The following is a 14744-nucleotide window of genomic DNA, read 5'->3' as shown; positions in this document are numbered from 1 at the left end:
GCGCAGCAAACATCAGGGCAACATTGAAACAGATCCACGCCTTTCGTGGAGTCAGCGTTCGGGCTGTTCGCTCGGGCCGCATGCCGGGTTTTATCTCTAGAAAATTCGGAGCAGCGGAGCGGTCAGCGAATCCGCCGGGAGAATATCGCGGACGATCTCCTCGACCGCGCGACGCTGACCCGGCCAGAGAAAAGCACGATCCGCATGGTCGCGTGTCACCCATCGAAACCCATCATGGGCGTCATCGAGTTTCGGCTCGATCCTTCCCGATACCTCGATGGCAAACCCGGGACTATGCATAACCGCATCCAACGAAGCGAGGAAAAAAGTATTAACCGACTCAAGCTGCCATCCGGCAAGAAGATCGCGTCCTCTTGCGTAACCGGTCTCCTCCTCGAGCTCACGTAGTGCTGCAGCAGTTGCGGTTTCGCCCTCTTCAATGTGCCCCATCACCGGCTGCCAGGTATTGATGATCATGCCCTTGCATCGATGCAACTGGAGAAACTCGACGCCATGCGCGATCGCGCGTTCTCCCTGGTTGCGGCGAAAAACGTATATCTCGACGACATTGGTGCGAACAACCGGCATGGATCACAGCCTATCCGATATTCCATCGTCAGCCGAAAGTTGAACGCCATCACGCAGTTCTGCGGAGATGGATTTGAATCGCAAGCTGCTGCCCGATGCGTGCTTGAGCAGGAATTTGAACGGACAATGACCGTCACCTTGCATACCGCCACAGCCCGGGATCATAGAGGTGAAATACTCGCTCGCTCATTCGTGCGTCGATCTCGCTCTGCGTGTTGATACGGAAGGCGTGCATATCACCCATGAGCAGGTTAGCGCCGCCGCCATGCCGGAGACGATAGAAGCGGAACGAATGATCAAAACGGGGTTCACGATTGCTGTCGATATAAATCAAGGTAAGGGTCGGCTTGGTCAACTCTCGCTTAGGGCATGTCCACGGATCCGATACGTTGACAGCTGCCCAACTGTATCCGAGGCCGGTGGTCATGCTGTACGTCGCGATGGTCTTGTTCCAGAAAGGCCCATAGATCCATGCGTCCTGAGTAAGACGAAAAGTAGGGAAAACATAGTCCGCCTCGGTCATGAGCGGAGCACTGGGGCAATAAGCGATATGTCGGCCAATCTGAGTCGTATTGAACATGCCCCGATTAAGCCCGCCGGGAGATAAGTAAGGTGCCAGACGATAGGGATAGGCAACGGTATATCTGCCCCAGCCGGGATAGGGTTCCACTTCCAAGTCGTACATCACGGGGAAATACTGCTGGTACTCATCGCGGTACATCGTCGCAGCCATACCCATCTGCCGCAGATTGGAGAGACACGCCATCGCTCGCGCTGACTCCTTCGCAGCACTCAACGCGGGAAGCAGCATGGCAATAAGCAAGGCAATGATCGAAATCACTACCAAGAGTTCGACCAAAGTAAACGCCTTAACCCGAACACGCATGTTACGTCTCAAAATATCTATCTCACATTCGCCCATTTACTTCTCATGATCGTCCACAAAAACAGGCTGAATTATACCCCGTTCTACCGGCCGATATCACTACTTGATGCACTATCAATGCACTAATTTTCCTGCAAAAGAGCCATGCAGATCATCTGTCGCGGCTTCCGTAATCACACAAAGACGATGGTTGATACAAAGACACTAAAACTTCAACCAACTGATAAATGCCAACGGCTGCCACTGATAAAAATTGTGGACCGTCTCGCAATTGGCAGGATCCGGCCTTCAACGACCAGCCTTTTTCGTCAGGAATTCATTGAGGGTCGTGCGGAAAAGATCCATCGGAGCCTCTTGTCCCGTCCACTGCTTGAATTGTGCCGCAGCCTGTCGCACGAACATTTCCGTACCGGAGATGGTGACACACCCTGCCGTACGTGCTTCACGCAGGAGGCGGGTTTCAAGCGGATTGTAGATCGTGTCGAATACGACCGATCCGGGGCCCCAGCCTTTGGTCTTACCGGCAGAGGGTATCGGCGTCGCGTCCACATTCGGCGACATGCCGATCGGAGTGCAGTTGATATACACCTCGCAGCACGAGTCACACAACTTATCGAGCCGGGCTGCAACGATCTTTCCATTCGATCCGCCCATTTGTTCCGCCATCGCCTGCGCTTTATCAAGTGTACGGTTGTAGATAACGACCGTCGCACCGGCCTCGGCGAATCCGGCAACCACCGCCCGCGCAGCGCCGCCGGCACCGATCACCGCAACGCGCTTGCCGATCAGTTCCTTACGTGTCATTCCCAGCCCATCGCACACCGCATCAAGCGCTGCTGCGTAGTCGGTGTTTGACACATGAAGCGAGCCGTCATCGTTGACAGAAAGTGTGTTGGCTGCGCCGATGCGCTCGGCCAGCGGTTCGATCACATCTCCCGGATGGGCACGCTCGCGCACGAAGCGAAGCAGATTTTCCTTATGCGGTATCGTCACGCTCGCGCCGCGAAAATCCAGGCCTCGCATATCAAGCCAGGTGGAAACAGTGGCTTTGAAATGTTCGTACTCAGGCGGGATTGACAACGGCAGATACACGCCGTTGTATCCCGTCGCGGAAAAGCCGGCGTTGTGAATAGCTGGACTCATCGAGTGTCCGACGGGATGGCCGATCACGCCGTACACCCTTGTTGCTTCGTTGAGACTGTCCCAGCGGTAGAGGTTCTTGAGCTGCGAGATCGTCGGTTGCCCCGGCGCGGTGCCTGAGTTTGCATCGAGAGCTGCAAATGTAAGCAGCGCATTGAATTTTTTTGCGAGTATGCGGCTGGGCAGCCCGTCCTCACCCATACAAAGCGCAATCGTGGGTTTGTGATGGCTGACAAGAATTTCAAAGGCTTCGAGGTTGTCGCGAAGACTGCGAGCTTTCCATGCGAGCTTGATAACACGACAGGCTGGGGCGGCAGCCATCGCTTCGAGACGTTGGAGAAGATCTCGCGGCCGGCCATCGAAATCATGACTGGAAAGAATGAGACCGGTGCCGGTGGGTCTGACCTGTCCGGGGTGATCGACCACCAGTCCGATTTTCTGGCGGAGATTGGCCGAACGCTGGTAGGCGGCCAGCTCGATGTCGATGTAGGCTGGCGGCCGCGCAGCTAAACCAGCGTGTTCGAGGAGAGCGATACGGGTTTGGTCGTCACCGTCGTAATCTCCGCCTTCCCACGTTGGCCGACAGGTGAGGATGCAGGGCAGTGCGGATCGCTCGACCAGAGCGACAACCTGTGCCGGGTCGCGTTTGAACTGATCGATGCGAAATTCAACAAGGTCCGCGCCGGCTTCTCCCGCGCGCGCAGCAGCGGCAAGCCCCTGCTCGAGTGTCTGCACCATGACCGAAACAGCGAGTCTGGTCATGGTGGTAGGTTAACAAAGTACCTGCGCTACAGCCTCGCGCGGATGCAAATCAAGAAGAAAACCCGCATCTGTCACACCATCACGCCGCTGACGACCCGCCGAATCCGCGCCACCGATTTGGCGTAGCGGAACGAATCCGGCAGCCGCCCGCGCAGGGCGCTCATGAGTTGACGATGACGCAGTCGAGCGATCAGCCGATTGATGCGGTGAGCAGTCGTACGCGGCTTGAGACTGGTAGATATGGAAGACATGGCAACGATCCTTTTGAATACGCGGACCAACGAACCGAACGACACCTTATTGCAGTCATCTTTCGGCTTCCCGCGACTGGCTCACAGCACGGGGAACCGCTAATCTTGTGCGCTTTTGTTATCCATCCAAACGCACCGCGTGGAATAAAGTTCATTCCATGCTTAGATGCCTTGCCGATTTTTATCCGCGAGCCACTGAAATGCCCCCAATCAAGCCGATTCCCGCCATCACGTATTCTACTTCTTCGGGAGGAGATCTTTCAAGCAAAATTGCACCTCCTTATGACGTGCTTGATGAGACGAGCAAAGCCAAGCTGCTCAGTGTCGATCCGCGAAATATCGTGGCGATCGACCTGCCCCACCTGCCTGCCAAAACCGTCGGACCGGACGCTACTTACGAGAAAGCTGCGGAGCTTTATCGGACGTGGCTCAGCCATGGAACGCTCATTCGGCAAAAGACTCCTGCCCTCTTTGTCTATCAACAGACCTATCGCCACAGCGGAAAAACTTTTCAGCGACGGGGATTGATCGCCAACGTCAAAGTTCAGCCCTTCGGTAAGTCCTCCGACAACAAGGGCGGCATCCATCCCCATGAGCAGACTTTCAGCGGGCCTAAGGAAGACCGCATGAAGCTGATGCGCGCCACTCGGGCGCAACTTTCGCCGATTTTCGGCCTGCATTCAGACCCGACGAACAAAGTCCACGCCCTGCTGACAAAAGCAATCGAGAGCACCAGGCCGGTGCTTCGCGGCACGACTGCTGGCGACGGGGTACTGCACGAAGCGTGGTCTGTCGAGAATCCAGCCGCACAGAAGCCGTTTCTCGATGCCTTTGCTGATTCAGACATTTTCATCGCGGACGGACACCATCGTTACACGACCGCGTTGAACTACCGAAACTCTCTGGCAGAACAATCGGGCGGAACTTTGGCTGCGGACCATCCCGCCAACTTCTGCTTTTTCGTCCTCGTGGCGATGCAGGATCCGGGAATGATTGTGCTGCCAACGCATCGCGTTCTGGGCGGCATGAGCGGGTTTACCTGGGAAAAGTTTGTCGCTGCGGCTAAAGGCAAACTCAATATCAAACCCTTCGCAGGAGATAATCTGGCGAAACTTGAAGCAGCGCTTCCCACAGCTGGGCCACATGCTATCGGCCTGTTCTGCCCGTCCCATCCGTCAAGCCCGCTGGCAATCGCGACGACGGTGGAGCAAGACCCGCTTCGTCTGAGTCATTCCAAACAATCGGAGGCATGGCGACAGCTCGATGTGGCCATCGTCCAGCATCTGATCGTCGAGGGTATCTGCCAGCCGTCGCTTTGCGCTTCGGGAGGCAGTGAAACAGTGCAGTGGAAGTTTCCGCACACGCTGGAGGAATTTCAGCGTGACACCACAAGCACGGGATTTCAACTAGGCCTGCTCGTCCAGCCGACGCCTTTGGAGTCGGTGCGACTGGTCAGTCAGGCGGGGGAATTGATGCCGCAGAAAAGTACGTTTTTTTACCCCAAGCTGGTGACAGGTTTTGTGATTAATCCTTTGGAATAATGACGGATGCTGCTGGCCAGCCGGAACAGGCGGGCTGGTGGGTTGTTGAGTTATTCACCATTCGGTGATAATTCCCCTTCGTGGCACCGCTGGCGTCAACTCATGGCCCAAGACAAGCCGCCCACACGATCCACAATCAGCGACGAGCAATTGCTCCAACGCTACCGAAGCGGGCAAACCCCTGCCTTTGAAGAGCTTGTGGAGCGATACCGGCTGGAACTATTCCATTTTCTCTCTCGTTTTGCGGGAAACCGGGCGGCTGCAGAAGACTTATTTCAGGAAACTTTTCTCCAAGTTCACCTTTCGGCGGAAACTTTTGACCCCCAAAGGCGATTTAGGCCATGGCTTTTTACGATTGCGGCGAACAAAGCCAGGGACTACTTACGTAGAAACAATCGCAGGCAGACCCCTCAGCTTTCGGCCCCCGTCGATGAATCGGGTGACGACAGCCGTTCATTTGAGGATCTGTTGGCGGGCGATTTCCCGCTTCCACCTGAGGAGGTGGAGAAGCAGGAGACGCAACAGTTAGTCAAGCAAGTGGTCAGCGAGATGCCAGACCACCTGCGCGAAGTGCTTCTGCTGGCTTACTTTCAGCAGCTTGCCTACAAGGATATCGCGGAGATGCTCAAAATCCCGCTGGGTACCGTTAAGAGCCGATTGCATGCAGCCGTCGCAACCTTTGCGGATTTATGGAGACAGCGGTACGAGGCAAAACTGTCGGAAGGTGACAAGAAAACTTAGCACGATGATGCAGACTCACCAGCGTGACCTGTCATCCCACACAGCCAAGCACGAACGATCATGAGTAAGACCAACCCCGATCGCCGACCCCAACTCAGCACCGCCGAAGCCCGCGCGGTTGATGCGTTACTTGCATCACTCGCACAGGCGCGCACGGAGCGCGACACCGGCTCAACGCTCCGGCTGACCAGCCATGAATCGGCACTTCCCCCAGATCATGCACCAAAAGCGGCGAAGGTCGCACAACTCTTCAGCCTCATCGGTCAGTGTCCGGTAGATGACCCTCCAGCCGACCTGACCAGACGAACACTCGAACGTATTGCGGATGACCGACGGCGGCGGTGGTTTGCCGAGCAGGCGCAGGCATTGGCGGCACCGCGTGTTGGTATGTCCTGGCGTGAAATCGCAGCAGTGGCGGCCATTCTGGTTTTGGGTTTCTCGCTCCTGTTCCCGATGGTGGGTCGCTTACGCGAAGACGCACGCCGGGTCGCCTGCGCGGGGAATCTGCAGACTGCGGGGATGGCGATTGGCCGATATGCCGCGGACAATCAGGACTCCATGCCGCGCCTGCCGATCACAGCCGGCCAGCCGTGGTGGAACGTCGGCCAGCAGACCGGAAAAGGCCAGCCTGTACAGTCAAACTCAGCCCACACCTATCTGCTCGTGCGCCAGGGTTATGTGAGTCCTGACGCCTTGAATTGTCCTGACAACCTCAACGCCGGTCGCGGTTTGACCCGTGACATGCATGATTGGCGCAACGCTTCCGAAGTGGGTTTCAGCACCCAGAATCAGTACGGCGAGCCGATCAAACTCTCACGAATTCCAGGCAATAACCTCTCACTCATGGCTGACAAAAACCCGCTCTTTGGCGGCCAAGTTCGACCCGGCGCACCCATGCACTTCCATCGCAGTCTCTCGACGGATACACCCAGCAATTTCCATCGCGGCAAGGGGCAGAACATCCTGATGCTTCAAGGCGGCGTACTGTGGTCAGCCAAACCGATTTTGCCGTCCGGCGATAACATCTGGCTCGCTAATGGGGTCGATCGTTACACCGGCACCGAGACCCCCGCTAGCACAACCGATACCTTCCTGGTTCCTTAACTCCTTCTCTCAACAAACACCCGATTGAACCGCTCCAAAGCCTGGCTGTAACGTCATCCTCGCGAGGCTGGGTGCAACGAGGAGGGCAAGCGCAGACTCCACCGCTCGATGAGTTGATCGACTTCAGCCTTACGAGCAGTACGTTTGGATTCTACTACCTGATTTTGGTACGGCTGTTTTAGGAGTATCCCTGATACGAAATTTGCTTGACTAGCGCAGCACCGAGTCATAACCTGCAAAGTAAAGCCTCATTTTGTTTTCGACGGGAAATCCGCACGGATGCAACACGACTTTGACAGCTTGTAGAAACATCCAATCGGAATCCTCTCAAAGGAACGAATGAGGAGACAGGTCTGTCTTTCTCACGGGAGGTGCATCATGACTGAGACTCTGTCTAATGCGACACCCGCACGTCGCGGCGGTAATCATTCCTCTTCACGAAGAAGCGGAAATGAGACACGAGCAAAGCGGATTCGGCCGGTATTCATCGACCTCGTGGCTGAGACACACGACCGACCGGCTTGCGAACTGGCTCCGATCATTCGTCGATCGCTGATCGAAGAGCAATTCGCCGTCTCCTCACCTGCGTCACCGTTGGAAATCGACCGCGAAGTCGAGCTGGTCATTGAAGCCCTTGAGGACCTGCGTCAAGCGGGCTTGAAGAATGGCGACTGGTCAACCGCACCGGTCCCACCGCTGATGTGCGGGTGAATTGTTCTCGTCACGTTGCTCCCTTACAGCCGGCGTCGCCAGAGGTGACGCCGGTTCTTTTTAGGAGGATCACGTTACGCTATGGCCATGCTCAACGAACCTGCTCCCGGAGAAGCGTCTGCATCCCGGACTTCCGTGCCACAAACCGGCGGGCCGGACCACCGCGACCTTTATCTGATTGTGATAGGCATACTCGCGGGCATTCTCATCGGGCCATACGTTTTAGGGGCTTTGAAGCCTGAGCTATACCGCCGGGTATTCGTCGGCGGCGTTGATGAATCAAAACGGCTGGAGGAACAGGAAGCAGTTGTTCAACGGATGCTCCAGACAGGCATGGCTGGCGCAAGCGATGTCGCGATGGAAGAAAAGCTGGCGGACCTGAATAAGACGAAGGCTCCGCTCCTTGCTCAATACCAGGAAGCCCTCCGCCAGCGTGGAAGTCGTCTTGCGAACATCGGCGTATCGCTGGTGCTGGCAGTGGTCGCGCTGATGGTGATTGAAACGCTGATCGATCCGATGCGACCGGATTTTCGCTCTCGTCTCTCAACCGCGCGCTACGCCGTCCTCGCTGCGTGGCTTGCGTTGCTCTTCGCTCGGCCTGAACTTCTCAAATCGCTACCCATGCTGTTTCTGGGGGGTGTAATCGTCGTCGCTCTCGCTGCGGCTTTTGTACCGATGGGAAAGCGATAGGATCGGCCTCATGACCATCCCCCACTATTACGAACGATTTAACTCGCACAATTACCCTGAAATCTGATCATCCTCGAAACCGGGCTTTACCCGCACCTAAGATTCACGCAAAATAACCTCCCCGCGTCGGAGGGTATGCGGGATTGTCTCAGGGTTGTGACTATGCAGCTGATGAGCTGGCCGCTTGCAAGGCTGGGGAGCCGATTCGGCTTCTTCTTCGAGCCTTATCACCGTCGCGTGCTCCACTCGGCACTGGGACGATTTCTCGACCGGCCAATGGATCTGATGGTCGGCCTGATTGAGCCTGACGGCACTGAACGCGTCATGCCCTTCACTCAGCGCGGCACACTCCTCTACAACCTCGAACAATTCGAGCGATTCAACTCGATCACCTTTCGCGGCTTCAGCGAAAAATATCGACTCCGTTTCGAGCTTAACGTCCATAGCGTCTTCTATCCCGAAAATGAACAACTCTGCCTGATGCCAGCTATCTATTTCGAGATGCGCGTCAGTGCTGCGCCGAGCGTACGGGCCATCGAGCCTGCCGGCCCGACGCCTTCACGAGTCAGACTGTTTTTTCGTGTAGATCGTCCTGAGACTGCGATCACCGCAACGACTCAAGACGGCGCTCGCATCGATCTGACTTACCGCAATTCACTTCAGCCGCGTCATGACGCAACAGTACCACCCAAAGCATCAGAAAACTCCGTCGAGGTCCGTGAGCGCATCGTAAGCCTCAGCTCCAGCGGTGAGTGTGCGGTTGATGCAGACGGCAAAGGGCTGAGCCTTGAACTGCCGGTGAGTGAAGTCGGCAGCGGTATCAAGTGGCGACTCGTCTGGGGGGCATTCTGCGGCGATAACGTGATCGAGGTAACCGAGGGATCGAGTACACGTTCCGCAAAATTCAAGTACCACGAGTACTGGAACAACCTTGACGAAATGATGCGCGACGCGATCGACACCCGCGATGAACGTCTAGCACTATCTCGTCGGGTTGAGAAGATCATCGAGCAGGCACCGCTGCGAAATGCTGAACGGCATCTTGTGAATCAGAGCTTTCAGTCATTCATCGCCAATACGTTCTGGTGTACGTTTGCCTCGGCAGAAAAGAAAAGCGGCACCGCACTGCGGCGCGGCGAAGTGGCTGCGACCGACTGGTTCAGCGTGTGGGAAGGCAGCAAATTCCGACACTCCACGCTCGACGTGGAATATAACGCGACTCCTTTTTACCTATCTTTCTGGCCTCGTTTGCTTGAGCGGCAATTCAGCCAGTGGGCACGCTTCGCCAAACCGCATGCCGCTTCGGGCGGCGTGTACCTGCCGCATGACATCGGCCGCGATCTGCGCATCACCGGGCAGACTTATCATCACGACATGCCGGTCGAGGAGACCGCGAATTTTCTCCTCATGATGCAGGCATACGTACACGTCACAGGCAACCGCGACACGATCACAAAGCACGCAGACCTCCTTCACAACCTCGCCTCGTATCTTCTCTGGACGGATCGCACCGGCAGCGGATTTCCAACCGAAGGTGTGGCTAACACACTCGTCGATGCCGGCCCGGCTGCTCACGAGGGAACTTCGCAGACCTACCTGGCGATCAAGCGACTTGCAGCACTCAACGCCTCGGCAGAGCTGCTTTCGCAGGTCGGTCGTGATGAAATTGCCGGCCGATGCGAGGATGCAGCCCGTGATGGCGCAACCAAAGTGGACTCCGCATCATGGCTGGGTGAACACTATGCAGTCTGCGCAACACCACGCGCAGACCGGAGCGGACTGGACTCCTGGGATGCGGACGCGGATACCGAGCTGATCCAACCCGCTGAATTTCAGGGCAGCGATGCGTATTCGATCCATACCGCCAACGGGCTGCTGCTTCCCATGATTACCGCACAACCGCTGCTTTTTGACAGCCAGCGGTTGCTTACCGATCTGACCAGCGCGTTGCGAGAAACGATCACGCCTTACGGATGCAGCCACACATCAGCTGATCCCGACACGATCTGGATCAGCCAAAACCTGTGGCGAGATCACGTCGCGCGCTACCTGGGCATCCACAACCTCGCGTGGTCTCCTAATTACTGGGATTTACAGGTCATGAGCAATACCCACGAGCAGAGCATGGGGTATTGCGAAACCTACATCAGTCGAAATCTGAATTTTTACCCGCGCGGCGTTACGAGTCTCGGATTTCTGTGGAGCTACCCACGGTTGGTAATCGATCGACTCGCCGCTGGCGGAGCACGGATCAGCGTCGAACCCGATCGCCACTACTCCCAGCGCTGGCCGCTGTTGCCTCTGGCTGACTGGGCTGCGGGCAAGATTCCGGTCTGCGTTGTTGACGCAGCCGGACGGGTGACGATCGAAGGCGAAGTAGATCCGATCATCGTGCGTGGTAATGCCGCGGCTTCGGATGTGATCGGTTAACTTTTCGATGACCAATCGTTGCGAGTGCTGCGATGCTGCATCGAAACTGAAAACTCACAATCCGTCGAAGTTTGATTTCGTACCGCCAGCAAGACACGGCGGCCCTGGACCTTGAGGAGAACAGCATGGCAAAGACAGTGAGGCGACCGGCGGAAGATAACGTGCGTGTCCTGCGCGAGGCGGATGTCGTCGTTCTCGGCGGCGGACCCGGCGGACTGGGAGCAGCAGTCGGTGCGGCACGACAAGGCGCGAAAACACTGCTGGTCGAACGGTACGGATTCCTCGGCGGAATGGCGACCGCTGGCGGCGTCAATCCTTTCATGCCCAACCACATCGGCGGCAAGAGGCTCGATACCGGCGTATTCACCGACTGGTGCATTGCGATGGATCGTCTCGGAGGAATTCTGCCCGACGGGCAGACCTTCAACGCGGAGATTGCCAAACTCGCTGCGGAGCAGCTTTGTCTGGAGGCCGGTGTTGATCTGCTCTACCACGCCAGCTTTGATCTGCCGCTGATGGAGGGCCGCCGCATTGATGCGGTAACACTCCATTCCAAGTCAGGAACTGTCGCCGTGCGAGGGAAAGTCTATGTTGACACCACCGGCGATGCCGACCTCGCAGCTCGTGCGGGTGCGCCGATCGAGGTGGGACGTGAGCAGGATCATCTCACACAGCCGATGACCGCCAACTTTGATATGGGGGGTGTCGATGTCGAGCGGATGGGCGGCCGTAAGGCAATCAACGAACTCTACGATGCGGCAAAGGCAGCGGGACGTTTAAGCTGCCCGCGGGAGAACTGCCTCTGGTTCAAAACCACCGAGCGAGATCGCATCCACTTCAACACCACGCGCGTCGTCAAGCACGATGCCACCAACGTCGAAAGCCTCAGCGAAGCGGAGCAACTGGCACGCAGACAAATTATTGAGTTCGTCGCCTGGCTACGTGCGGATGTCCCCGGCTTTGAACGCAGCTACCTGCTCTCTGTCGGCATGCATATCGGCGTCCGTGAGTCACGGCGAGTGCGAGGTCACGCCTATGTCACGCGGGCGGATTACGAACGCTGCGCAAAATACCCGGATGGCATCGTGCGGGTGCGATACCCCATCGACATCCACAATCCCTCTGGATCGGGTACCGAGATCGTTCACCTGCCGCCTGATGACTGGTACGAAATCCCCTACGGGTGCCTGGTACCGTTGAACGTTGACAACTTACTGGTTGGTGGGCGGCCGATTTCGGTGGATCACGCGGTACACAGCAGCATGCGCGTGATGCCGCCGGCCTGCACAGTAGGACAAGCTGCGGGAGTTGCGGCGGCGATGGCGGCATCACAGGGGGTGAAGCCTGCAGATCTGCCAGGAATCGATGTCAAGGCTGCATTGGTGGCACAGGGTGTGGAACTACTCAGCGGCGACGCCCAGCGAGGACCCGGCGGACCATTGAAAGACGTTTCGGGCACCGCCACACGGATCACCGCCTGACGCCGGGGTGCTACACGAATGTTGCTCAGTCGAAATCCAACGACGTGACCCATTCATCAAGACTGAATGAGAATCGTTGCAGGACTATTCATTGATCCCCAAATCCGTTTTGGTAAACAGGCTTGCGAATGCGTAACCTGCCTTTTCGATGTTTTCGCGCGCACCTTCCTGCCGATCAATGACCGCCACGATTTTCACAACAATCGCACCGGCATCCTGAAGCACTTTCGCCGCTTCGAGTACCTGCCCCCCCGTGGTGGCGATGTCTTCGACGATGATGACTCGCTCGCCGTGTTCGAGCCTACCCTCTAATTGTTTTGATGTGCCGTAATCTTTTTTCTGATTCCGAATCAGAACCGTCGGCTTGCCGGTGGCCATACCGGCTGCTGTTACCAGAGGAATTCCACCAAGCTCAGCGCCGGCGAGGCGGTCGATGGAACTGTCAATGTGCCCGGCAAACTTTTCGCCCAGAGCACGGAGAATATCGGGCTGGGTCTCGAAAAGATATTTATCGAGGTAATACTTGCTTTTTCGGCCGCTGCGGAGAGTAAAGTCACCGCGTAAAAGTGCAGCCTGGGCGATGCGCTGGGCGAGTTGCTGATCGTTCATGATGAAAGTATAGGAAAAACGTGGTGTACCGCGTTACGCACTGATGAAGCGTTGATGAGCGTACTATATTCACACTGTGACACGCACCAGACTTTTCGGACATGTCCTCGCTATCACCGGAGCAAGCTCAGGTATTGGTGCTGCTACTGCGATGGAAGCGTCCAAGGCGGGAATGCGCATCGCGCTGGCGGGTCGAAGACTGGAAAAACTCGAACAGGTGGCAGCCGCGATCAGTGCTTCAGGAGGAGAAGCCCTGGTGTATCGCTGCGATGTCGATCACGACCTGGAAGTTAACGCTTTTATAGAAGCTGTACGGTTGAAATGGAGGAGGCTCGATGCGATTTTCGCCAACTCCGGATTTGGGATCTTCGATCGTGTGTTGAATACCACTGACGCCGACTTGCGGGCGATGTTCGAGACTAATTTTTATGGAACGATCCGGCTCATCCGTGCTGCGGTACCGCTGATTCGGCAGAACCCGGTACCAGTCGGCGAAAAATATCGCGGCCACATCCTGATCTGTTCCAGTGCAGCCAGCCGTATCGGTCCGCCCATGTTGGGCTTTTACGCAGCCACCAAAGCAGCACAACACATGACCGCTACCGCGCTTCGCGGCGAGCTTGACGGCGAGCATATAGCCGTCAGCACCGTCCATCCGATCGGGACAAAGACCGAGTTCGGAGATCGCATGCGCGAACGTCCGAGCACGGGTGGCATTGAGCAGAAGTCCAGTACGCCGGACTTTTTTCGTCAGACCCAGGAGCATGCGGCGCGGGCGATCGTTCGTGCGATGAAGCGACACAACCCCCCGCCGGAAATCTGGCCGCATACCGGTACACGCTTTGGCCTTGCACTGACGGCAGCATTCCCCCGCATCGGAGCATGGGCCATGCGGAAACACATGAAAACCATGCGCGTGGTACCTTGATTTTTTCTTGCGGGAGCATCGTCATGCCTTCGTTCGACGTCGTAAACAAGATCGACATGCAGGAACTGGACAATGCCATCAACAACACGATCAAAGAGATCGCCACTCGATACGATTTTCGCAATCTCAAAACGGAGCTGACCTTCGACAAGAAGGAAAAGAAGATTCACATCGTGACTGCGGACAAGATGAAGATGGACGCGGTTCGAGAGATGTTTTTGAATAAGGCCGTCAAGCGCGGCCTCGATATCAAAGCTTTCGAATTTGAGGAACCACAGCCCACCTCAGCCGGTCAGCTCAAGCGTGACGTCAAGGTCAAGGAAGGCATCGCACAGGACACCGCCAAGAAAATGGTGCGAGCAATTAAAGACTCAAAGCTCAAGGTTCAAGCGTCCATCCAAGGCGAGGAACTGCGCATCTCTGGTAAGCAACGCGACGATCTTCAGGAGGCGATGGCACTGCTCCGCAGCGGCGGATTCGAGGTTCCCCTTCAGTTCGTGAACTTCAAGGATTGACGACGATTCACCATCGCGGTGACGATAGACACGAACCTGTCGGCGTTTACTTTCTCTCCGTGCCTTACGGTCTGGTTTCCTTCCACACACTCGATCCCGTGTTTGCCGACGGATTACTCGATCGTTGTTGCGTAGTAACCGACGTCTCGCCTGTATTCTCCGGTGTTGGCGCGGGGTAAACCTTCGTCTGACTTCCACAGCCCACGAGACTGACAGCCAAAGCGCATCCTGCGATCAGGATACCCATCGTTCTGCGAATATTCATTGCGACCTCCATTCTTGAGTTGAGTATTTCCCGGCAAATCCAGTCTGTTAATACTAAGCCGTCGGCGTTGAATATGCAGCGACGCCTGCCCATAGCGAAGTT

14 protein-coding genes are annotated in these 14744 nt (G+C 56.5%); 9 read left to right on the top strand and 5 right to left on the bottom strand.

The window, feature by feature from the left end; genetic code table 11:
- Positions 1–96 precede the first annotated feature (96 nt).
- The 4 genes from IT444_10365 to IT444_10350 all read right to left on the bottom strand — a co-directional run bounded on the left by IT444_10365 (position 97) and on the right by IT444_10350 (position 3627).
- Positions 97–588, bottom strand: a complete 492-nt coding sequence (locus tag IT444_10365) for an NUDIX domain-containing protein (protein ID MCC7193171.1) — start codon at positions 586–588, stop codon at positions 97–99.
- Positions 589–721: 133 nt separating this feature from the next.
- On the bottom strand, positions 722–1474 hold the full coding sequence (locus IT444_10360; protein ID MCC7193170.1) for a DUF1559 domain-containing protein: 753 nt from the start codon (positions 1472–1474) through the stop codon (positions 722–724).
- A gap of 288 nt (positions 1475–1762) precedes the next feature.
- The gene (aroE, locus tag IT444_10355; GenBank protein ID MCC7193169.1) at positions 1763–3376 is read right to left on the bottom strand and encodes a shikimate dehydrogenase; all 1614 of its coding nucleotides are present in this window, start codon (positions 3374–3376) and stop codon (positions 1763–1765) included.
- 71 nt (positions 3377–3447) lie between these two features.
- Positions 3448–3627, bottom strand: coding sequence for a hypothetical protein (locus IT444_10350; GenBank protein MCC7193168.1), 180 nt, complete (start codon positions 3625–3627; stop codon positions 3448–3450).
- Positions 3628–3827: 200 nt separating this feature from the next.
- On the opposite strand from IT444_10350, the gene IT444_10345 reads away from it, so the two are divergent.
- From IT444_10345 to IT444_10315, 7 genes are all read left to right on the top strand, one after another.
- The gene (locus tag IT444_10345) at positions 3828–5168 is read left to right on the top strand and encodes a DUF1015 domain-containing protein (protein MCC7193167.1); all 1341 of its coding nucleotides are present in this window, start codon (positions 3828–3830) and stop codon (positions 5166–5168) included.
- Positions 5169–5270: 102 nt separating this feature from the next.
- Positions 5271–5909: a sigma-70 family RNA polymerase sigma factor gene (locus tag IT444_10340; protein ID MCC7193166.1), complete on the top strand. Its 639-nt coding sequence runs from the start codon at positions 5271–5273 to the stop codon at positions 5907–5909.
- A gap of 60 nt (positions 5910–5969) precedes the next feature.
- On the top strand, positions 5970–7013 hold the full coding sequence (locus tag IT444_10335; protein ID MCC7193165.1) for a hypothetical protein: 1044 nt from the start codon (positions 5970–5972) through the stop codon (positions 7011–7013).
- A 378-nt stretch (positions 7014–7391) separates the two neighbouring features.
- Positions 7392–7724 (top strand): hypothetical protein, encoded by a 333-nt coding sequence (locus IT444_10330; protein MCC7193164.1) that lies wholly within the window; start codon positions 7392–7394, stop codon positions 7722–7724.
- An 87-nt stretch (positions 7725–7811) separates the two neighbouring features.
- Entirely contained in the window at positions 7812–8414 is a 603-nt protein-coding gene (locus IT444_10325; GenBank protein MCC7193163.1) for a hypothetical protein, read from the top strand.
- Positions 8415–8585: 171 nt separating this feature from the next.
- Positions 8586–10844: a DUF4965 domain-containing protein gene (locus IT444_10320; GenBank protein ID MCC7193162.1), complete on the top strand. Its 2259-nt coding sequence runs from the start codon at positions 8586–8588 to the stop codon at positions 10842–10844.
- 125 nt (positions 10845–10969) lie between these two features.
- Positions 10970–12325 (top strand): FAD-dependent oxidoreductase, encoded by a 1356-nt coding sequence (locus IT444_10315; GenBank protein MCC7193161.1) that lies wholly within the window; start codon positions 10970–10972, stop codon positions 12323–12325.
- 84 nt (positions 12326–12409) lie between these two features.
- Here IT444_10315 and IT444_10310 read toward each other — a convergent pair whose 3' ends face one another.
- Positions 12410–12934: an orotate phosphoribosyltransferase gene (locus tag IT444_10310; GenBank protein MCC7193160.1), complete on the bottom strand. Its 525-nt coding sequence runs from the start codon at positions 12932–12934 to the stop codon at positions 12410–12412.
- Positions 12935–13010: 76 nt separating this feature from the next.
- On the opposite strand from IT444_10310, the gene IT444_10305 reads away from it, so the two are divergent.
- Positions 13011–13862, top strand: a complete 852-nt coding sequence (locus IT444_10305) for an SDR family NAD(P)-dependent oxidoreductase (protein MCC7193159.1) — start codon at positions 13011–13013, stop codon at positions 13860–13862.
- Positions 13863–13885: 23 nt separating this feature from the next.
- Positions 13886–14377 (top strand): YajQ family cyclic di-GMP-binding protein, encoded by a 492-nt coding sequence (locus tag IT444_10300; GenBank protein ID MCC7193158.1) that lies wholly within the window; start codon positions 13886–13888, stop codon positions 14375–14377.
- Positions 14378–14744 lie beyond the last annotated feature (367 nt).

It is taken from the genome of Phycisphaeraceae bacterium, assembly GCA_020851465.1.
Classification (GTDB): domain Bacteria; phylum Planctomycetota; class Phycisphaerae; order Phycisphaerales; family Phycisphaeraceae; genus JADZCR01.
The sequence above is the reverse complement of the archived record's forward strand: the minus strand, read 5'-3'. Positions and strand labels throughout refer to the sequence as shown.

Coding starts and splice junctions, on each gene's coding strand:
- IT444_10320 (MCC7193162.1), top strand. CDS start 8,586: ATGAGCTGGCCGCTTGCAAGGCTGGGGAGCCGATTCGGCTTCTTCTTC.
- IT444_10360 (MCC7193170.1), bottom strand. CDS start 1,474: ATGCGTGTTCGGGTTAAGGCGTTTACTTTGGTCGAACTCTTGGTAGTG.
- IT444_10365 (MCC7193171.1), bottom strand. CDS start 588: ATGCCGGTTGTTCGCACCAATGTCGTCGAGATATACGTTTTTCGCCGC.
- IT444_10315 (MCC7193161.1), top strand. CDS start 10,970: ATGGCAAAGACAGTGAGGCGACCGGCGGAAGATAACGTGCGTGTCCTG.
- IT444_10300 (MCC7193158.1), top strand. CDS start 13,886: ATGCCTTCGTTCGACGTCGTAAACAAGATCGACATGCAGGAACTGGAC.
- aroE (MCC7193169.1), bottom strand. CDS start 3,376: ATGACCAGACTCGCTGTTTCGGTCATGGTGCAGACACTCGAGCAGGGG.
- IT444_10330 (MCC7193164.1), top strand. CDS start 7,392: ATGACTGAGACTCTGTCTAATGCGACACCCGCACGTCGCGGCGGTAAT.
- IT444_10350 (MCC7193168.1), bottom strand. CDS start 3,627: ATGTCTTCCATATCTACCAGTCTCAAGCCGCGTACGACTGCTCACCGC.
- IT444_10325 (MCC7193163.1), top strand. CDS start 7,812: ATGCTCAACGAACCTGCTCCCGGAGAAGCGTCTGCATCCCGGACTTCC.
- IT444_10335 (MCC7193165.1), top strand. CDS start 5,970: ATGAGTAAGACCAACCCCGATCGCCGACCCCAACTCAGCACCGCCGAA.
- IT444_10310 (MCC7193160.1), bottom strand. CDS start 12,934: ATGAACGATCAGCAACTCGCCCAGCGCATCGCCCAGGCTGCACTTTTA.
- IT444_10340 (MCC7193166.1), top strand. CDS start 5,271: ATGGCCCAAGACAAGCCGCCCACACGATCCACAATCAGCGACGAGCAA.
- IT444_10345 (MCC7193167.1), top strand. CDS start 3,828: ATGCCCCCAATCAAGCCGATTCCCGCCATCACGTATTCTACTTCTTCG.